The organism is Paenibacillus sp. FSL P2-0121 (genome assembly GCF_037975345.1).
GTDB classification, from domain to species: Bacteria; Bacillota; Bacilli; order Paenibacillales; family Paenibacillaceae; genus Paenibacillus_AQ; species Paenibacillus_AQ odorifer.
The window spans coordinates 1,489,914-1,508,946 of the sequence record NZ_CP150245.1; the positions used below are offsets into that span (position 1 = coordinate 1,489,914).

The 19,033-nt window shown below is 43.4% G+C and carries 20 protein-coding genes; 9 read left to right on the top strand and 11 right to left on the bottom strand.

Annotated elements, in window-relative coordinates:
- Positions 1–2: 2 nt before the first annotated feature.
- The 8 genes from MKY54_RS06620 (at position 3) to MKY54_RS06655 (ending at position 6,708) form a co-directional block, all read left to right on the top strand.
- Complete coding sequence (locus MKY54_RS06620) at positions 3–947, top strand: iron chelate uptake ABC transporter family permease subunit (RefSeq protein ID WP_036681842.1); 945 nt, start codon at positions 3–5, stop codon at positions 945–947.
- Positions 941–1,696 carry an ABC transporter ATP-binding protein gene (locus MKY54_RS06625; protein WP_036681845.1) on the top strand — a complete coding sequence of 252 codons (756 nt, stop codon included), beginning with the start codon at positions 941–943 and terminating at the stop codon, positions 1,694–1,696. Before MKY54_RS06620 ends, MKY54_RS06625 begins: the two co-directional genes overlap by 7 nt.
- A gap of 122 nt (positions 1,697–1,818) precedes the next feature.
- On the top strand, positions 1,819–2,823 hold the full coding sequence (locus MKY54_RS06630; protein WP_282579687.1) for a siderophore ABC transporter substrate-binding protein: 1,005 nt from the start codon (positions 1,819–1,821) through the stop codon (positions 2,821–2,823).
- A gap of 166 nt (positions 2,824–2,989) precedes the next feature.
- The gene (locus tag MKY54_RS06635; RefSeq protein WP_036681849.1) at positions 2,990–3,493 is read left to right on the top strand and encodes a sigma-70 family RNA polymerase sigma factor; all 504 of its coding nucleotides are present in this window, start codon (positions 2,990–2,992) and stop codon (positions 3,491–3,493) included.
- Positions 3,486–4,679 carry an anti-sigma factor gene (locus MKY54_RS06640; RefSeq protein WP_076308061.1) on the top strand — a complete coding sequence of 398 codons (1,194 nt, stop codon included), beginning with the start codon at positions 3,486–3,488 and terminating at the stop codon, positions 4,677–4,679. Before MKY54_RS06635 ends, MKY54_RS06640 begins: the two co-directional genes overlap by 8 nt.
- A gap of 202 nt (positions 4,680–4,881) precedes the next feature.
- Positions 4,882–5,388, top strand: coding sequence for a metallophosphoesterase (locus tag MKY54_RS06645; protein ID WP_076128097.1), 507 nt, complete (start codon positions 4,882–4,884; stop codon positions 5,386–5,388).
- A gap of 102 nt (positions 5,389–5,490) precedes the next feature.
- Positions 5,491–5,952 carry a GNAT family N-acetyltransferase gene (locus MKY54_RS06650; RefSeq protein ID WP_036681853.1) on the top strand — a complete coding sequence of 154 codons (462 nt, stop codon included), beginning with the start codon at positions 5,491–5,493 and terminating at the stop codon, positions 5,950–5,952.
- Between the two features lie 33 nt (positions 5,953–5,985).
- Positions 5,986–6,708, top strand: coding sequence for an HAD family hydrolase (locus tag MKY54_RS06655; protein ID WP_036681855.1), 723 nt, complete (start codon positions 5,986–5,988; stop codon positions 6,706–6,708).
- Positions 6,709–7,030: 322 nt separating this feature from the next.
- Here the strand turns inward: MKY54_RS06655 and MKY54_RS06660 are convergent, their stop codons facing one another.
- Together MKY54_RS06660 and MKY54_RS06665 are read right to left on the bottom strand one after the other, a co-directional pair.
- Positions 7,031–8,137 (bottom strand): FAD:protein FMN transferase, encoded by a 1,107-nt coding sequence (locus tag MKY54_RS06660; protein WP_076128094.1) that lies wholly within the window; start codon positions 8,135–8,137, stop codon positions 7,031–7,033.
- A 173-nt stretch (positions 8,138–8,310) separates the two neighbouring features.
- Entirely contained in the window at positions 8,311–9,243 is a 933-nt protein-coding gene (locus MKY54_RS06665; protein WP_339189960.1) for a glycosyltransferase family 2 protein, read from the bottom strand.
- A gap of 236 nt (positions 9,244–9,479) precedes the next feature.
- Between MKY54_RS06665 and MKY54_RS06670 the strand changes: the two genes are divergently transcribed.
- Positions 9,480–10,202: a DsbA family oxidoreductase gene (locus MKY54_RS06670; protein WP_076308060.1), complete on the top strand. Its 723-nt coding sequence runs from the start codon at positions 9,480–9,482 to the stop codon at positions 10,200–10,202.
- Between the two features lie 139 nt (positions 10,203–10,341).
- Here MKY54_RS06670 and MKY54_RS06675 read toward each other — a convergent pair whose 3' ends face one another.
- From MKY54_RS06675 to MKY54_RS06715, 9 genes are all read right to left on the bottom strand, one after another.
- Positions 10,342–11,922, bottom strand: coding sequence for an oleate hydratase (locus tag MKY54_RS06675; protein ID WP_076128088.1), 1,581 nt, complete (start codon positions 11,920–11,922; stop codon positions 10,342–10,344).
- A gap of 157 nt (positions 11,923–12,079) precedes the next feature.
- Positions 12,080–12,649, bottom strand: a complete 570-nt coding sequence (locus MKY54_RS06680; protein ID WP_036681438.1) for a TetR/AcrR family transcriptional regulator — start codon at positions 12,647–12,649, stop codon at positions 12,080–12,082.
- A 20-nt stretch (positions 12,650–12,669) separates the two neighbouring features.
- Complete coding sequence (locus tag MKY54_RS06685) at positions 12,670–13,065, bottom strand: hypothetical protein (protein ID WP_076308059.1); 396 nt, start codon at positions 13,063–13,065, stop codon at positions 12,670–12,672.
- A gap of 47 nt (positions 13,066–13,112) precedes the next feature.
- Complete coding sequence (locus tag MKY54_RS06690; RefSeq protein WP_076128085.1) at positions 13,113–13,634, bottom strand: hypothetical protein; 522 nt, start codon at positions 13,632–13,634, stop codon at positions 13,113–13,115.
- A gap of 153 nt (positions 13,635–13,787) precedes the next feature.
- Complete coding sequence (locus MKY54_RS06695) at positions 13,788–14,768, bottom strand: RluA family pseudouridine synthase (protein WP_076128083.1); 981 nt, start codon at positions 14,766–14,768, stop codon at positions 13,788–13,790.
- A 101-nt stretch (positions 14,769–14,869) separates the two neighbouring features.
- Positions 14,870–15,058 (bottom strand): CLC_0170 family protein, encoded by a 189-nt coding sequence (locus MKY54_RS06700; protein ID WP_076185706.1) that lies wholly within the window; start codon positions 15,056–15,058, stop codon positions 14,870–14,872.
- A 24-nt stretch (positions 15,059–15,082) separates the two neighbouring features.
- A complete protein-coding gene (locus tag MKY54_RS06705) occupies positions 15,083–16,306 on the bottom strand; it encodes a Ger(x)C family spore germination protein (RefSeq protein WP_076308058.1) in 1,224 nt (407 codons plus the stop codon).
- On the bottom strand, positions 16,299–17,402 hold the full coding sequence (locus tag MKY54_RS06710; protein WP_076185704.1) for an endospore germination permease: 1,104 nt from the start codon (positions 17,400–17,402) through the stop codon (positions 16,299–16,301). Before MKY54_RS06710 ends, MKY54_RS06705 begins: the two co-directional genes overlap by 8 nt.
- A complete protein-coding gene (locus tag MKY54_RS06715) occupies positions 17,395–19,008 on the bottom strand; it encodes a spore germination protein (RefSeq protein ID WP_179086794.1) in 1,614 nt (537 codons plus the stop codon). Before MKY54_RS06715 ends, MKY54_RS06710 begins: the two co-directional genes overlap by 8 nt.
- Between the last annotated feature and the right edge of the window lie 25 nt (positions 19,009–19,033).

Here is a 19,033-nt window from a genome sequence, read left to right on the forward strand (position 1 = left end):
AGATGAAGACAAAACTAACTATATTATCTATAAGTGCTGTCGCCCTCATCGTCTTGTTTATGACGTATCATGCTTTGGGAAATTGGGACTACGTTCTGCCCAGCCGGGGAAGAAAGCTGGCGGCCATTCTGATTACCGGAGCTGTGATAGCTGTCTCTACCGTAGTTTTTCAGAGCATCACGAACAATCGTATTTTGACACCAAGTATTCTCGGGCTCGATTCCCTGTACATGTTAATCCAGACGTTCGGTGTATATGCCTTAGGTTCATCGAATATGACCTTTATGAATAAAAACATCAACTTCTTGTTCTCTGCGTGTCTCATGGTCCTGTTTTCAGGCGTATTGTATAAGCTAATGTTCCGTAGGGAAGGACAAAATATTTATTTCCTGCTGCTGGTAGGGCTGATCATGGGGACGATGTTCCAGAGCGCGTCTTCTTTTATGGAAGTGCTTATTGATCCGAACGAATTCCTGATTCTACAGGGGAAAATGTTCGCCAGCTTCAACAATGTCAGCAGTGACCTATTGATTCTTTCCACCATTGTTCTGACGCTAACTACGTTGTATTTCTTGCGATTTGTTAAGTATTTGGATGTTATTTCGCTTGGAAAAGATGAAGCCATTAATCTGGGGATCAATTATGACTATGTGGTCAAAAGGCTGCTAGTTATTGTATCTATCTACGTTTCGATCTCGACGGCTCTAGTGGGGCCAATCACTTTCTTAGGTTTGTTGGTAGCTAATGTGGGACACCAGCTGTTCCGTACCTATAAGCATGCCTATCTGATTCCTGGAACGATTCTGCTGAGCATTGTTGCGCTTGTCGGCGGGCAGTTCCTGGTCGAACGTGTTTTTGGATTCAATACTACGGTTAGTGTGATTATCAATTTTGCAGGCGGCGTCTACTTCGTCTATCTGCTGTTAAAGGAGAATAAGTCGTGGTAGAAGTTAAAAATTTAACCAAACGTTATGGCGGAGTAACCGTCGTTGATGATGTGTCCTTGTCCATCAAAAAAGGCGCAATCACCTCGTTTATCGGACCAAATGGTGCGGGTAAAAGTACACTGCTCTCCATGATCAGCAGACTTATCTCCAAAGACGCGGGAGAGGTGCTGATCGAAGGTAAGGAAATCGGTACCTGCAAAAGTAATGAGCTTGCTCGTAAAATATCGGTGTTAAAGCAGTCCAATCATATTAGCGTACGCCTCACTGTGAAGGAGCTCGTTTCTTTTGGTAGATTCCCGTATTCACAGGGGAAGCTGAGTCCGGAGGATCGGGCGTTCGTTGACGAAGCGATTGCTTACATGGATCTCCAAGAGATGCAGGATAAATATATTGATCAGCTCAGTGGAGGACAACGCCAGCGGGCATATATTGCCATGGTTATGGCTCAGGATACAGAGTACATTCTGCTCGATGAACCGCTCAACAACCTTGATATGAAGCATTCCGTCCAAATTATGAAGGTGCTTCGCCGCTTGGTGGACGAGAAGGGGAAGACGATTGTGCTCGTTATCCACGATATTAACTTTGCATCTTGTTACTCTGACTACATTGTTGCGCTTAAAAATGGAAGAGTAGCTTCCTCGGGTACAGCGGATGAAATTATAGATTCTGCAGTTCTTAAAGAGGTATATGACATGGACATTCCTATTGAAACTATAGGAGGCCGAAAAATCGGTGTCTATTTCTAAAAAGGTAACTATTACTATGCGGATATTATTATGACGTAACGTAAGAAGTGAAAGGCGCCAGCTTCTTAACGCATACGCGAATAATTCAAATAGCTTCACTATAAAAATTAGGGGTGAATACATTGAAGAAGAACTTATCTTTACTGATTATGACAGTATTTCTTGCGGTAATCTTGGCGGCTTGCGGCTCCAATAATGCAGCAACTTCAAATAACAACACAGCAGCGGCAGGCAATTCGGAGGCTACTACTGCACCAACAACGGAAGCAACTACAGCACCGACAGAGCTTACTTTCAAGCATGCGCTTGGCGAAACAACTATCAAAAGCAATCCGCAAAAAGTGGTTGTTTTTGACTTCGGTACACTGGATACGCTGGATAAACTGGGTGTAGAGGTGACTGGAGTGCCTCAAAGTAATGTACCGGCTTATCTCTCTAAATATAACGATGCTAAATATGAGAATGTTGGGGGTTTGAAAGAGCCTGACTTCGAAAAAATAAACAGTCTTTCTCCGGACCTGATCATCATTTCCGGCAGACAACAGGATTCTTACGAAGAATTCAGCAAAATTGCACCTACTCTGTATGTGGCTGTAGATAATGCAAACTACATGGAATCTTTTACGAATAACGTGAAAATGCTGGGTCAAATTTTTGGAAAAGAAGCAGAAGTAGAAACTGAGCTTGCGACTATCAATGATTCCATCAAAGCTTTGAATACGAAGGCAACAGCTGATGGCAAAAAAGCACTTGTTATTCTTGCGAATGAAGGAAAAATCAGTGCTTACGGTGCAGGTTCCCGTTTTGGGATTATCCATGATGTGTTCGGATTTGCACAGGCTGATGATAAAATTGAAGTATCCACTCACGGACAAAGCGTATCCTACGAATATGTAGCGGATAAGAATCCGGATTATCTGTTTGTAGTGGACAGAGATGCGGCTGTGAAGAGTGATGGCGGCGAAGCCGGCTCAGCTAAAAAAGCAGTTGAAAACGATCTAGTGAAGAACACAAATGCCTTTAAAAATGGTAAAATCATCTACTTGGATCCTAACTACTGGTATTTGTCCGGTGGCGGTTTAATATCCGTTAGCGAAATGCTCAAAGAAGTTGAAGTTGTTCTGTAAGCAGAGTAACTTGGTGAATTAAAAAGCCTGTTGGCAGGAGTAATACTCCTTGCCAGGAGGCTTTTTTCGCTTTTTTCCATGGAATTACTGGTATATTCATACTAGTTGCTAAATTTATCTGTAACTTTTCAGGCTGGGATACGTGGTTAGGTTAAGGGGGGAGTGCATGAAGCGAAAGTCATTGGATGAAATATATCAGATGTATGTGATGGATATTTACCGCTATTTGCGCTCCCTTTGTGGTGATCATTATGCGGCTGAAGATTTGATGCAAGAAACCTTTTATCGCGCTTATCTACATTTGGAGGATTGTAAAGAAGAGAAGATTAAGCCATGGTTGTTCCGTGTCGCTTATAACGCCTTCGTAGATTACAAGCGAAAGGAAGGCCGCAGTACAGTTCAGAGTGAGGATTATTTCAAAAAGCTTGCTCATCCAGATACCACAGAAAGCACACTGCTTCATCAGGAACGTTGGGAAGAGATGAGGATAGCAGTAGGTGAGCTACCGGACAATCAGAGAAATGCACTGCTGCTGCATGATTTTCATGGGCTGAGTTATCGGGAAGCATCGGACATTATGGATGTGGGCTTGTCCCAATATAAGATATTGATCTTTCGGGCCAGACAGAAGTTGCGTGAGGCAGAGCGGAGGAGAAATGAACATGAGTGAAGAGTTTAAGGAGAAGTTAAGAAGGTATGGTGAAGGCACTCTTGCTGATAAGGATAGGGATGAGGTTGAACGTGAGCTAGAGAAGATGGAAGCTTACCAGGCTTATCTGGATGAACTCATGAGTGAAGAAAAGCCGGCTTCAGATGAGGAGAAGAGCATAAAATTCGGAAAGGGTAAAAGAAACAGACCCGGTAAAGAAAAAAAGATCATCCGCCGGGGCAAGTGGAAAGCACGCATATCAAATACTTTGACGGTGATTTCTGCATTTTTGATTTTTTTGATCGTCAGCAGTATCATCACAGCGGTATTTTATGGCACTGGAGAAAGAGGAGAGACTTACCGTGATGTCGTTTCTTCCGCAATTGCTGTTTCACAGCCGAATACAATCGTCCATTTGAGTAGCGATTCCGGACCGTTTTTTAGTATGAATCTGCAGGGTGAAATAATAAAACAAATTGGTGATGCGCGGATTAATGTTGGAGATTATTCGATGAAGTTTCTATTAGGCTGGCCCAGAATATATAGTTATTCATGGACATATGAACGCAGTGGGACAGGTAATTACTTTATCTATCCCACTGAGAACCAGTCTGCAGAAAATAGGATGGATGACAGCAGTGAGTGGGAAAAACTAGAAAAGCTCCCTGAAGGTACGGTAGGAGAAGCCTATTTGTCTTTTGAACAATTTTTTACGACAGATGAGCTATTGAAGAAGTTTCAGCATAAAAATCTTGAGCTTTTATGGTTCGCAGCAGATACAGGTCCAAGGACACAAGAGCCAGTAATAAATGATCCCTTAGGATTTCCAAGTACGCCCATCTGGCATGCCGATGATATGAAGGTGACACAAGAGTCAAAGAAAAAGTGGGGTTGGTTTGGAGGGGTGACTAGCCGCACGAGTGTTTCTCCATCTGTTGACTCATATGGGGATGGTGAACTTCGTAATGCGAACTTCCTTAAGACACTGCACTTAATGCAGGAGCATAAATCGATCGCCAACAAGGTAATTCCGTTTATTGATCTGGATGACTCCATTAGTTATCTGGAGAAGAACGGAGTTAGGCTGTATGGAGCTGTCGTAACCGGTCCGGTTAAAGAACTGCTCAAGTTAAAGGAAGAAAAATGGGTCAGTAATATTCATGTTGAAGAAGTAAGATTATGGAATTGGCAGGATAGAGAGAACTGAGTTGGGATGCTAAATACTGTAGAAGGTAGTAAGCATAAATGATTTCTTTGGAATTACTTTATGGCAGCCGGATATGCCCTGTGTTAGTGGGGTGTACCCGGCTTTTCTGTGTGGGAGAAGTCACAGAACTTGCTTCTCGTTTAAGCAAATCGTACAATTATTTGAATATGAGATGAGTATGATAGATTAGGAGCTGAGTTATATGAAAGTAGGCGTGGTATCAGATACACATATGACAAGAATGGCTAAGTCTCTGCCCAAAGCACTTGTTGCTGAATTCCGGAATGTAGACTTGATTCTACATCTTGGAGATTGGGTGAGTATGGGAATCTACGATTTGTTGGCTGAATTGGCTCCAGTGGAAGGGATTGCTGGGAATAACGATGGAATAGAGATCATCGAGCGTTTCGGGGAGCGTAAGCTGCTAACGCTTGAGGGAGTCCGGATCGGAATGGTCCATGGTCATACGCCACACTCCCGCAAAGGAACGGACGGGAATGCGTTGCTTGCTTTTGCGAACGATAAGGTGGATTGTATTTTATTCGGTCATTCGCATCAGCCTTTATTGCGGGAAGAGAATGGGATTCTGCTCTTTAATCCAGGATCGCCAACGGATAAACGACGTGAGAAACTGTATTCCATCGGAATTTTGGATATCGAAGAGGGTAAAGTCAGTGCCCGGCATGTGTTCTACGATTCCAAAGAATAAGAATAATTGTCCAAATGATCTGGCGTTCGCTCCATGGTGCACGGTACGGCTGAAATATACAATAACGTTAAAACGGCCCAAGCCGGAAAGTGAGCGTTGAGGATGAACAACTATCGTATTGAACGTGTGATCTATGATGATTTGGAACGGCTTATCCCATTGTTTGATGAGTATCGGGTATTTTATGGGGCAGTCTCTGATCTGGATGGTGCACGTGCTTTTTTATCAGACCGATTGAAGCTGAACGATTCGGTAATCTTTATTGCGGTGGAGGGAGAAGGCGAGGAGAAACGAGCGTGGGGCTTCACCCAGCTCTATCCCTCTTTTTCATCGGTCTCTATGGAGCGTCTCTGGATATTGAATGATCTATATGTAACTACGGAACTGCGAGGTCATGGGCTCGGCTCCAAGCTGCTGGAAAGTGCCAGAGCTCATGCGCTCGCTACGAATACGAAGGGCTTGTCCCTGACAACAATGATGGCGAATGTGGGGGCACAGCGTTTATATGAAGCGCATGGCTACATTCGGGATGATGATTTTTATACCTATAACCTTTTTTTCTAAAGCTAGAGAGAAAGACGAGTAAGGGGCGTTAAAGTGGATACAAGTAATAAGCTGGCAATCTTTTTTGACCTTGATGATACCTTATATGATCATTTGGTTCCATTTAAAGAAGCGGTGCGTCAAGTACTTAAACCGGATGAGAGCAGTCTGGACTTTGCGGAATTATTTTATAAAGTAAGACATCATAGTGATGTATTATGGCCTATGTATTTACGTGGAGAAATTCCGCTGGAGGAGACAAGGGTACGCCGATTGGAGCTTGCTTTTGCAGAGTATGGTTTACAGCTCGATCGTGATCAAGCCACGGCGGTACAAGCGGCTTACATTGGCCGTCAGTACACCATTCAAATGATAGATGGAGTCCGGGAGCAATTGGAAAGGTTCATTACTGCTGGTCATAAAGTAGGCATCATTACGAATGGACCCAAAGATCATCAAATGAAAAAGATTCGCGGATTAGGTCTGGATCAGATGATCCCCGAGGAGATGATTTTTATTTCTGACGCTGTAGGTCTGGCCAAACCAGATCCGCAACTCTTTTTGCATGTAAATCAGAAGTCTGGTACTTCACCAGACCATTCACTTTATATTGGCGATACCTGGGCTAATGATGTAGTAGGAGCGCTTGCGGCTGGCTGGAAGGTCTGCTGGTATAATCCGAGAGGCAGACAGCCGGCTACGGATCATAAGCCTAGTTATATTTTCACGAATTATAAGGAATTTAGCGAGTTGCCTTTGGTGCTGCAAAAATCTTGATCAGGAATTAATTAGGGAAAAACTCCCTGAAATTAACCGGTTAGAGCGCGAAATTGAGGTTATTGGGGATTTCCTCCCTAATAAAACCTAAATAAGCACGGTTATAGCCATATTCGGGTGATTTTCAGGGAGGTTTTCCCTAATCGAAGGTTTACCTTGAAAAAATCTAATGATTTTAGGGAGGAATTCCCTAATTATCAGGCTGCTGGGCGATGAATGGGCGATGAATATCCCTCAGCCACGCCAAAGAACCTTTATCCACAACAAAAGAGCTTGCCTCCCAAAGCCAATAATGACTTTATGGGGGCAAGCTCTATTTCATTTAATCAGCGAAGCTGTACGTAGGGTCAGTCAGATTCATTCTTTCTTTAATGCCTGGTGTGGCGTAGATTTTGTTGTCATCGGTAATAAAGAAAGCTTCTACATCTTCAGGTAACGACTCCAGATATTTCATGCCTTCTTCGATCCCCATCAAGAATACCCCAGTGGACAAAGCGTCCGCATCTGTTGCATTAGGGCTCATAATGGTCAAGCTTTTGAGACCGTTCTGAGAAGGGTAACCTGTGCGTGGATCAAGAATATGGTGGTAACGAACATTGTCTTGCATAAAATAACGTTCGTAAACACCAGAAGCATCGATGACCTCATCTGCGATTTTAATCGTTCCTAGCTGTGTGCCGCGGCTTTGGTCAGGGTCTTGCAGACCAATATTCCAATCCGTTCCGTTTGGTTTCGTACCTAACGCAATAATACTGCTGCCGCCGAGGTTGATCATTGCACTGTTAAGGCCTTGCTCTTTTAAATAATCAGCGATACGGTCAGCAGCATACCCTTTGCCGATACCTCCAAGATCCAGTACCATATTTTCCTTCAGTAGCTTCACGGTCTTAGCAGCTTCGTCAATTTCAACGTCCCTGTAATTGGTTAGGCTCTTGGCTGCATCGATAGCTGCTGGATCAGGGACTTTATCCCCGCCACTACCGATGTTCCAGAGGTCGATCAGCGGACCAATCGTGGGATCGAATAGCCCGTCCATTTCTTTTGCATATTGCACCGATTGTTTTACAACATCTAAGGTCTCTTCCGAAACGACAACCGCTTCTTTTCCTGCTGCTTGATTGACTGCGTAAACCTCGCCGCCTTCTTTTGTACGGCTAAGCTCCATATCCATTCGCTCCAGCATTTGCTGGATATCATCCATATTTTTTTGGGCTACATTTTCTCCGAACACTTTGATATTCACGACCGTGTCATAGATATAAAAGGTCTGTGAGAGTGACTTGGCTTCGCCTTTTCCTGAAGCTGTTGCGCCACCCGGTGTTTCCGTCGCTTTGTCATCCTTATTTTTAGTAATTAGCCAAGCGCCGACAGCTATGACGACGATGAGGATAACAACGAGGATCAACGTCGTTTTTTTGTTCTTGAACATATTCCACCATCCATAAAGTTAGTTTCTAAAACACATTATCACTATCATACCCTAGATCAGAAGTTGATGGAAATTAATTTCATGGCATATTTAGGTACAACTCCGTCTGCACGAAAAAAAAGCCCCGCAATCTGATTCGGAGCAACGCTGTGGATATAGAGGTAACTATTAAGCTAATCTAGCATGTATTCACGGTATTTGTTTTTACGAGGATTCATTACGAAAAGGATTCCCTTGGCATAACCGCTAACGGCTTTGAAATTTCGTTTGAGAGTTTCTTTGCCTGTCAGACAGATTAACGTCCAGATCAATGCGGCATAATTCATAGGGGGGGCTTTACGTAAGTTGAGCAGATAATAATGATTGATGGCAGTAGCTCTTGCAACAACGCCCGCCTTATCCCGAGAACCCGGCGACTCATGATGAATGATTTTCATAGCCGGGTTAATGACAAGCTTGCCATAACGGCTAGCCAAATGGGACAAGTAAATATCTTCGGCAATGGAGTAACTTGTCATCCAGGGATAGGGTTTCATATCTTGTAATGCTGAGCGCCGGAATGACATATTGCAGCCGTGAAAAAAATCTGTCTCAAAAACCTGCTCCTTCTCTCCCCACAGGAATAGGGAGCCTGCAAACATGCTTGGGGATAATCTGCCCGGGGATCCGGACATTTGTCCGGTCAGCATGCCAAACAGCCGGCCCGGTTTGCTGCTGCGCATGCCTTTTGCCACACCGCCTACACCGACAATTGAATCGTCCGCTGCATAAGTATCAAGTAATCGTCGAATATATAAGGAATCATCTAATTCTGCATCATCGTCTAAATGAAGCACAATTTCAGCATTTACTAATCCAAGTGACTCATAACGGGAAAGCCAGAGTCCCGGATTAGTCTTACGATGATATCGAAACTCAGCCTGTGGCAATTTGTTCAGTATGTTACGATAATAGGTTAATCTTTCTTCAGGAATCTCACCGTCATCCACAATCCAGAGCTCGATGGAGACATTCTCTAGCTGTGTCTGCTTGCTAATAGACTCTATGCACACTGTAAGGTCGTTTATACGGTTACGGGTAGGTATCACTATAGATACATCATGCATATGGGGATCTCCCTTCGGAATTTCTGGTGTTAACTTTATTCTATCTGCCCTGAAGGGGAGCGTATATACCACTTTCGTTTACTTTTTGCTTTAACATTCACGTCTATAAATGTTATTTTAATAAAAGTTAAGTTTGTAATTTTGAGTTTTTAACTATATAATAGTAAGCGACGTATATTTAGTTATTACTCTTATATAACAGCTATAAATTATCAATAATATTAGGAGGTTTTTTCGTGAGAATAGATATCTGGTCCGATTATGCATGTCCTTTTTGTTATATTGGCAAAAGACGTTTGGAGAATGCGCTCAGCCAATTCCCGAACCGTGATCAAGTGGAGGTAGTATTCCGTAGCTTTCAATTGGATCCACATGCAGAGGTAAGTACAGACAAGAGTATTCATGAGCTGTTGGCTACCAAATACGGGATGACCGTTGAAAAAGCAAAAGCAATGAACGCACAACTAACGGAGCAAGCTAAAGATGTGGGTTTGGAATTTAATTTTGATACAGTGAAGCATACCAACACTTTTGACAGTCACCGACTGAGTCATTTTGCAAGCACAAAGGGAAAAGGTGCAGAAATGTCCGAACGTCTGCTGCGTGCCTACTTTACGGATTCATTAAATCTTGGAGATCGCAGTGTACTGGCTTCACTCGCTGCTGAAGTAGGTCTGGATCAAGCGGAAGCTGCGGCAATGCTGGAAACGGATGCTTTTGCGAATGAGGTTAATGGCGATATTGAAGAAGGAAGCCGTCTTAATATTACCGGTGTACCTTTCTTTGTATTCAACAATAAATATGCTTTATCTGGTGCACAACCAGGTCCTGTATTTAAAGAGGTATTGGATACTGTGTGGGCGGAGGAACAAGCAGGGCCAACATTACAAGTGGTTGGTAAGGGGAATTCTGAAGTATCCACCGATGATGGCTGCGCAGATGGATCTTGCAATATTTAAAGTTTGGATTCGAGTAAAACAAAAGAGCTGAGGGAGCCCTCAGCTCTTTTTTGTTTCGATAAAACTGTTCTTTTGTTGCTTCCCACACTCAAAAACAAGCGCTCCCGATATCCGGAAGCGCTCGCCGCTGATTGTTGTTTTATCTGAAAGATGTAACAAAGCTTGAGAATAGTGTACGTACATCGTATTGATATTGGTTGATTGGCTCGATAGGCCGTTCGATACCAAGTAGAGTATATACCGCAATTCTCGCTGCTCTCACGGAGTATTCTTCAGTGAATACAACGTCATCTGGAATTTCACAGAATTGTCCAATAAAGGCCAGGTTCGTGGAACCCTCAGGGACAACTTTTGGTCTGTCACTATTGAGTCTAGGCATGAACTGTGAAGTGATATAAGGCATCATGCAAGGAATACAGTTGGCGGTAGCCATGATCTCGTCCTTATGTTCTTCAAAGTGAAGATGACCGATCAATTCTTGCATGATTTCTTCGCCGGTACAATCACACATTCTCTTTTTCACGAAATCCCCAACTTTGTCTGGATACAGTCCGTAACCCCAGAACACTTTAACATGCTCAGGTTGATTGCGGAAATGCGGTTGGTAGGCCAGTACAACGGACATAAACCAGCTCGAATCCTTGAATGTGACCAAAGCGCCTGTGCCGGCACGGTTACGTGTGAAATTTTCCATCAGATCGAAGAATTTGGAGTCATGGAAAGTTACAGTAAAGGACTCCCATTTCGAACCGTCTACATGATCATCGAACGAAGAAGGATTGCCAAGACTTGGTTTCTTGGAAGCGATGTTTTCCCATAATTTCCACGAGCTTCCCTTGCCGTTAAGGCGTGGAGCAGAAGTCATAGAACCAAGGCTGGAGCCTTCGGTCATAGAACCGTTTGTGATAATCACGAGATCATCTTCTTTTACATCAATCACATCTTTGACACCTTCGCGCACTACATTCATTTGGGTTACGGTAATTCCGTCACCTTTTTTGAACTGCAGATCAGTCACTGTACATTTCAGTGTGAAATCGACACCAAATGGTTCAAGATATTTGTGCAAAGGCAGAATGATGGAATCATATTGGTTATAAGGAGTGCGGGTTACACCTTCCAGTGTTTGAATTCTTGGGAATTCATGGAAGAAACGGAGCATATATCTTTTAAACTCTACAGCGCTGTGCCAAGGTTGGAATGCAAAAGTAGTAGCCCACATATACCAGAAGTTTGTTGTGAAAAAGTGAGGGGCGAACCAGTCGTTGATACGCGCTTTCCCCATTTTATCTTCTGGTGTAATAATCAGCTTGCCCATAGCGAGACGATCAGCCATATCAAAACCCATGGACAATACATCTTCTACTTTGCCGTCTTTATTTACTAGTCTGGCGTTTGAGTGTGTTGGATTAGCGGTATCAAAAGCAATAATTTCATCCCGCACAGACAACCCCGGACGGTCGACAGAAGGAATCGTTGTTAATAGTTCCCAGAGATTTTCATAAGCTTCATCGTTGAGCATACGGCCGCCGCGGACAACGTAACCATGTTCAGCGTCACCTGCGCCGTCATTGCTACCACCAAGAATCTTCATCTCTTCAATAATGTGAATGTTTTGTCCCGGAAAATCACAGTCTCTGACCAGGTAAGCAGCGCCCGCTAGGGATGCAATTCCGCCACCGACAAAATAAACCTGTCTATTACCGTACTCTTTTTTCACAATGGTCGCCTCCAAGTAGTTGTTTAAATAATCACACTCTTAATGTAAACCAACTCCTATTTTGAAGGTATAATCAAACTCTTTAGAGTGTCTGGATTTTTGTCATTATGGGTGATCTGTCTAGTTTTTAGACAAAAAAAACCGCTGCAACCAAAGGTTACAACGGATGGTTCTCATATTTGTGTAAAGCTTTCAGAAAATTTCCTTCAATTAGATCACTTAGCTTCTCAATCATATGGTGCGGTTGTTCCTTCATGCCTTCTCTCATCCACTGAATGATTAGGCCTGTGAAGGCGAGCGTATAGAAATTGGCTATAAAATGCTTGTCTTCTTCGCAAACCTCCATCCCGGAGGACAGCTCGTTTATAACCCCCATGATGAGATCGTTTGTCACCTCGTACAGATATGCATCCAGGTGATTTCTGCCTAGTGAATTTAGCGTGTTACAGCAAAAGGATTTATTCCGCTCAATATAGCAGAAGATTCTATAAAAACCGTCCGTCCAAGTGCTGTAGCTGCGATACTGGGCGAGGCTTTCGACAGCCTCAGTCTTATAGATCCAACCTAGCAAATCAAATATATCCTGAAAATGATAATAAAAGGTTTGTCTGTTTAGTCCGCAATGGTCCACTAGTTGTTTAACAGTAATTTTATTTAGCGGTGTATGCTCCATTAGTTCTTTTAAAGAATGGGACAATGCATTTTTGGTTAGAAAAGAATTGGACAACAGCGTTTCACCTCTTCCATTCAAGACTTCGATGCTCGCGTATACAGCAGACGAATACCTTCCGCTAATAAACCCAGTGCAAATCCGGCACATGAAAATAGGGAAAATGCGAGGAAGCCTGCGAGATCCTCCCAACCGGACATCTCTTTGTAGGTGTAGCCCAGCATAAATGCCGCGCCTATGATTATTCCCGCCGTACTAAATACCCAGAGCAGACGTGCTCCGAGCCAGCCTAAAGTGTTGACGATGCCTGCCACTACTACGGAAAAAAGAGCAAAGCGCAGTAAGAGTGTGGTATCCATTTCTTGGGCCAGCATCACAAATCGGTGCAGAGGGAAAAGAAGCCATAGCAGAATGGCATAAACGATCATCCAGAGAAACCAACGTTTACTTTTGGCAGCAGGCAGGAATTTCATTTCATGCACACCTCTTTTCCCATAGTTCGAACGTTAAAAAGTAGGAATTATACCGTGAAGGATTCCAGTTCTTCTGCACTTTGCAGCAGGTGGCTTAGCAGGTTTGGAATGTCCTCCATTTGTTCTTCTGTAAGTTGTCTTTTGAATTGCAGCTCGATGCAGTTATTGTAAGTTTCACTTTCCTGGCCATATATGAAGCTTAAAGATTGCACAGGCTGGAAATCAGGTCCCCAGATCGCTTTTAGAATACTGTCTATCGCCTGACATTCGTTAGGAATATCTTCGACTTCCATATAAAAACGAAGTGAAAGATTACAGCCGGGATCCGTATTAGGAACCTCCATGATTTCATCGCTGAGATCTTTCGTGGTCGAAGTGAGCAGGATTTCGGCGGTTACTTTCCTGCCTGCAGTTAATTGGAAGGAGAGACTGAACTCTCTGGACATCAGCGCCATATTCAGAAGGTCGGAGCGATCCGTAACCACCAGTATTCCGTCTAAATTATCGTAGTCATAAATCTGGTTCTCAAAGGCGATCTTAATATTATCGAAAACAGTAGGATGGAACAATAAGGGCACCTTCTTTGTTTATTTATATTGTAACATGATGTGATAGGAAGTTAAAAAAAGACGCCCAGGACCAAATGGACCGGGCATCTTGTGTAGAAGTTACAGCTTCCCATAAGCGGGAAGGCTCGTCAGTCGTGGGTATACGTTCAATTCTTAGTTTGTAGGCGCAGGCGCAGTATATTTCAGGAACGTCTTCGGAATCGGGCTCTCAAAGGTCATCAGTTCTCCAGTGGTTGGATGAATAAAAGAGAGCACTCGAGCATGTAGGCCAAGTCTCCCTACCGTTTTGGTCTCTGCCCCATACTTCTTGTCACCTGCGATAGGGTGGCCGATATCTGCCATGTGCACCCGAATCTGATTTTTTCGTCCGGTTTCGAGTTTAACCTCTAGCAAGGAAAAATGGCGGTTAGCCTGAATAAGTTTATAATGTGTAATTGCATGTAGTCCATCGCCTTCATGAGGACTGGAATACATTTTAAGGGTTGAGGTTTCTTTGAGCCAAGAGCTTATCTTGCCTTCAGGTCTTTTAACCGCGCCTTCGACGAGCGCTACGTAAGAACGTTCCTTCACAGTATCTTTCCACGTAGTTTGTAATGCCTGCTGAATCCGTTCGCTTTTGGCAAACATCATTACGCCTGAAGTATCTCTGTCCAAACGGTGTACGACAAAAATCCGATTTTTTGGATTGCTAACACGGACATGCTCCATAAGCTGGCGGTAAGCCGTCAATTCATTTTCTTCCGCAGTGGCGATAGATAGCAGTCCAGCATCCTTTTGAACAATGATCAGATCTTCATCCTCATGAACGATTTTAAGTCCGATCATCTCTGCTGTTTGTACAGGCTTCTCTTGATCAATAGTAACGTTTTGACCCGGATGCAGTTGGAAATTATGCTGTGTAACTACCTTATCATTCACCGACACTTGTCCACGCGATAGGATGGATTTAATCGCATTTCGTCCGCGACCCGTGACGTGGGTGAGTAAGAAGGGCAACAGTTCAGAAGGTTCATTTACAGTAAAAGACTTGGGTGCTGCGGTTGTTTTAGTTTTATGGTTAAGCTTGCCAGTAGGCTTGCTGTGAGAACGAGTACCTCTTTTGGCTGTTTCTTTAGGATTTCTTCTTGAGTTCATGGATGCATTCTCCGTCCTTTAATATTGTACTCCTCAATATACCATGGGCTGTGAAGAAATACTATGGAGAGGGCAGGCTTGCTGGTTTGGTTTGTAAATGCTCATAGATAGAACAGCTGGGCTAATCCAAGAAGCAGGAATAAACCGAGATATACCCAGCCTAACACGCGGGCATATTTTTTTTCCCGGTGCATAGCATTGACTGCATATATTTTAGTATCCACAGTAAGCAACAGAACACTGGAGATCAGCAGCGCAACAATTACGTAGGTTAGCTGGTGATAGAGCATAGTAGAGCCTCCCATAAACGTCATTTAATTTTGTTTAAGACCTACTCTGTCGATGTGAGTTTTCAACTTAACTTCAATACTGAGATTGGAATACTGCTGCTCCCAGTCATGTTTGTCACGAATATTGGCTTTCCAGTAGGAGGGAGCATATGCACGAATATATTCACCCATGCCAAAGACATCGGAATGCGCTTGTTGAGTTTCTTCGATAAGGTGGTTGAAAATACCGATCACTCTCTTTTGAAAAATATCTTCAATCTTTTCTAAAGAACGGCTGGAATCGATAGGGATATCACTACGTAAATGCTCATCTAGAGCCGCCTCTAAAGTGAGGTTATAAGTGATGTGAGGTTTGCCCTCTTTGAAATGAACCTTCACCCTCGTGAACCGGTCGTTGACCTTGAGCATCACCGGACCGAATTCATCAGCATAAAAAAGATCGGAGTATCCCCCGGGATTAATGCCCTTCATGGACATATATGCGCCAATCTCAATCGGAATCGTCGATCCGACCATCACTCCACCACTAAAGTAAGCTAGGCCTTTAATCATGATATTGTCTTCCTGATGTAATGAGACGTAAGGCAGATAACCACTTTCGCCCCATTTGGATTCTGCTGACCAGAATACACCTATATAATCAGCGGGGAATTTTCCTGATGTTACTGCTTTTTCCATGGTGGAGAGGATGTAAAGGGTCGGCACTCGCTGGAGCGGAGGATTAATATTCATAAATTTAGCAGCCTCCCCTTCGGATACTAGCAGCCAGGTCCGGCGACGAACTTCTGGATTTCGCCGCAAATAATCATTTAAGTCATTCATGCTTTTTTTTGCGATGTCCTCACTAATAATAATTACTCGTAAATGAATTAGATAACGTGGATCAGAAATTTGCTGCTGTAAATTGTTCATGGCGTCATCTAAGGTGTACCCGTACACTTCTACGACCCATACTGGATTTTGATTCACGCCTCCGCCTTCACCCCCGCTGCCTGGTCCGAGTGGAACTCTTCCCGGAACCGCAATTTGGGCGGTCACACGGATTTTGGGAAGGTTAATATTTGCGCTTTTAAGATGAGTGGTTTGATCATCATTTATTTTGCTGTCTGGAGGGACGGAATCAATGGATAACCCTAGTACCAATGCACGGTCTTCTATTTCAAGCTGGTCCCAGCACCCTGAGAGTAAGCCAGACATGAGTGAGAGAATAAATATAAGAACTACACGCTTGTAAATTTTTTTATTCATGAGAAATGGCTCCTTTATTTCGGATTAGAGAGACTAACCATAATAAAAGAGGATAGAAGGTCAAAAAAATCAAACCGATTATCGCTGTAATGCTAGCAAATGAATAGACCTGAAATATATTTCTCGGCAAAAGTGAAAAAGTGATGATAAGTGGAAGTAAGAAGCTGGATATTAGGCGGTGATCCTTGTGCCGCAGCACTTGTTGCAGAGAGTATGCAGCTAAGTAGTAGTTCGTAAAGATGGAAGTGAATATAGAAACCACCCAAATTATTATAAAAAGAGCATCAAACCGTTCTAAAAGTCCTGCGCCGATGGATATGGAGCGAGCTGCTTCTAAGGTTGGATAGGAAAGTAATTTGGTTTCTTGAGCTCCAAACATGCCTAAAGTGACCCAAACGATCATTACATAAATGAATCCAATGATACAAAGCGCAACAGTGCCTGCTTTAAGGATCTGTTGAGGTTTTTTCATTAAAGGAACCAGCAGGATGATGACAAATGTGCCCTGATAAAGGCCAGCGGACGTAATCGTTCCTTTGGAAAAGCTTGAAAAGGTGGTGTGATTTCCGGTGAGGGGTAGCAAGTTTAGAACGTCAACATTTTTCATAGCTACCAAGGCAATTGCTATAACAGATAATAGAATAAAAGGTAAATAGAAAACATGAACATAAGTGAATTTCACAATATTTCTTCGGATTGATAAGGCAACCAGTAGGAGCATTAAGAGAATTACTGCTTCGATGGGTGTCTTTTTAAAGACAACCGCAACACATACTTCTCCGAATTGGCGCATGGTGATCCCGGCAGAGAAAGCAAAAAACAAAGAAATAAAAATGGAGAAAATATCCGCTAGCCCAGTTCCGAGAAGGCGGCGGCTGAATACGAACAACGTTTCGTTCGGGAATTTTCGGCAGACAGCTGCTGTAAACCAGCAACCCAAAAAAGCAACAGGTACACCAGAAGCAGTCACGAGCGGTGCACCACTGTCTCCGGCTTCAGCCATATAACGAGGAATACTTAAGATTCCTATTCCTATAATCGTACTGACGATTACAGCCATGACTTGGATCGTTGTTATGGGGCGGTTACTATTCATCAGCTTCACTTTTCTCCTTAAAAATCAGATCGGTATGCATTTTCGGAATATCCTTAGCAAGAAGATCAGGATCAGGTGTATTAAGAAAGCTTGGGCGGCTTCGCATCCACCATAAAGGTACCCGAACGATACTATCCTTAAGGTCCTTCCATATCGTAGGGACAAAGGGGGTCATGTAGGGAACGCCAAAAGATTCCAGGAATAATAAGTGGTTGATAATAACAATAGTGCCCAGCATTACTCCGTACAGGCCAAAGCAGCCTGCCAATATGATCAATGGAAATCTAAGCATTCTTGAAGAGATTGCGGCATTGTAAGCGGGTGTGGCAAAAGACCCTATGGTCGTTATAGCCACAACAACTACGGTAGTTGGACTCGCCAGACCTGCTGCTACGGCTGCCTGACCAATGACAAGCACACCTACAATAGAAAGAGCCCCGCCAATCATTTGCGGTAGGCGAATGGTTGCTTCGCGCAGCACCTCCATGAAGACTTCCATAATCAGAACTTCCAATACGGCTGGAAAGGGTACGCCAGCTCTTGCACCTGTTATTGCTACGGCGAACTCTGTCGGCAGTAGCTCAGGATTGAAAGAGATAATGGATACATATAAGGCAGGGAAGAAAAGGGAAAATAATAATGCGATCAAGCGGATCATTCTTAGGAGGCTTCCTACGATAAAACGTTCCGTATAGTCATCCATCGTCTGAAAGAATTGGTTGAAAAGTGCCGGGACGATGAGGCAGAAAGGTGAGCCATCTACAAGGATGATGACTCGTCCTTCTAATAAAGAGGCTATAGATTTATCCGGACGTTCGGTTGGCTGAACCTGTGGAAACGGGGAAAGGGGATGATCCTCTATAAATTGCTCGATATACCCCGCATCAAGGATGCCGTCTACATTTATTGCTGATAATCTCTTCATCACCTTTTGAACTAGCCCTGGATCGGCTATTCCTTCGATATAACAAACAGCTACTTTTGAGCGCGTCCGTACGCCAAGAGGGGCAGTTACTACACGAAAATCCGGCGTTTGTAGTCGATAGCGAAGCAAAGAGATGTTGGATTCTAAATTCTCTATAAACCCATCACGCGAACCGCGTATAACTTGTTCAGTTTGAGGTTGCTCAATGCTACGATGCTCAATTTTACGCAGATTGAAGTAAAGTGCCTGATCCATTCCATCTATGATTAGAACTACATTTCCATCCAACAAGACGGAGACTAGAGTATTTAGGTCCTTAGTGCGGTTACCTTGTGTGACTTGTACCGTCATACTCCAGATGTAATCAGGTAAATCCTTTAGATCTTTTGGAATTTCTGAGTGGTCGGAGGGAACATTCATTAATGGCTTTAAAACATAGTTCTGAATTTGATTCTGGTCCACCACAGAAGAAAAAAAGATAATAGCCGCATCATATCTACCGTATACCTTGAAGTTACGGACAATAAGGTCGCTGTCTTCTCCAAAGACTTGTCGAATGAAGCTTATATTGCTCTTCAGGCTGGAATCCAATGGCTTTACTGGACGATTGTCCTGGGCAGAGGACTCGTTACGTGCAGGCTTTTGTTTAAAGGAGGTATATTTTTGTTTCCAATTTTGCACGGTCGCTCCACCTTTCTATGAAATC

What these genes read in the sequence shown, in the direction of transcription:
- MKY54_RS06620 (WP_036681842.1), top strand. Translation starts at nt 3, where the DNA reads ATGAAGACAAAACTAACTATATTATCTATAAGTGCTGTCGCCCTCATC.
- MKY54_RS06635 (WP_036681849.1), top strand. Translation starts at nt 2,990, where the DNA reads ATGAAGCGAAAGTCATTGGATGAAATATATCAGATGTATGTGATGGAT.
- MKY54_RS06640 (WP_076308061.1), top strand. Translation starts at nt 3,486, where the DNA reads ATGAGTGAAGAGTTTAAGGAGAAGTTAAGAAGGTATGGTGAAGGCACT.
- MKY54_RS06645 (WP_076128097.1), top strand. Translation starts at nt 4,882, where the DNA reads ATGAAAGTAGGCGTGGTATCAGATACACATATGACAAGAATGGCTAAG.
- MKY54_RS06650 (WP_036681853.1), top strand. Translation starts at nt 5,491, where the DNA reads ATGAACAACTATCGTATTGAACGTGTGATCTATGATGATTTGGAACGG.
- MKY54_RS06660 (WP_076128094.1), bottom strand. Translation starts at nt 8,137, where the DNA reads ATGTTCAAGAACAAAAAAACGACGTTGATCCTCGTTGTTATCCTCATC.
- MKY54_RS06665 (WP_339189960.1), bottom strand. Translation starts at nt 9,243, where the DNA reads ATGCATGATGTATCTATAGTGATACCTACCCGTAACCGTATAAACGAC.
- MKY54_RS06685 (WP_076308059.1), bottom strand. Translation starts at nt 13,065, where the DNA reads ATGAAATTCCTGCCTGCTGCCAAAAGTAAACGTTGGTTTCTCTGGATG.
- MKY54_RS06695 (WP_076128083.1), bottom strand. Translation starts at nt 14,768, where the DNA reads ATGAACTCAAGAAGAAATCCTAAAGAAACAGCCAAAAGAGGTACTCGT.
- MKY54_RS06700 (WP_076185706.1), bottom strand. Translation starts at nt 15,058, where the DNA reads ATGCTCTATCACCAGCTAACCTACGTAATTGTTGCGCTGCTGATCTCC.
- MKY54_RS06705 (WP_076308058.1), bottom strand. Translation starts at nt 16,306, where the DNA reads ATGAATAAAAAAATTTACAAGCGTGTAGTTCTTATATTTATTCTCTCA.
- MKY54_RS06710 (WP_076185704.1), bottom strand. Translation starts at nt 17,402, where the DNA reads ATGAATAGTAACCGCCCCATAACAACGATCCAAGTCATGGCTGTAATC.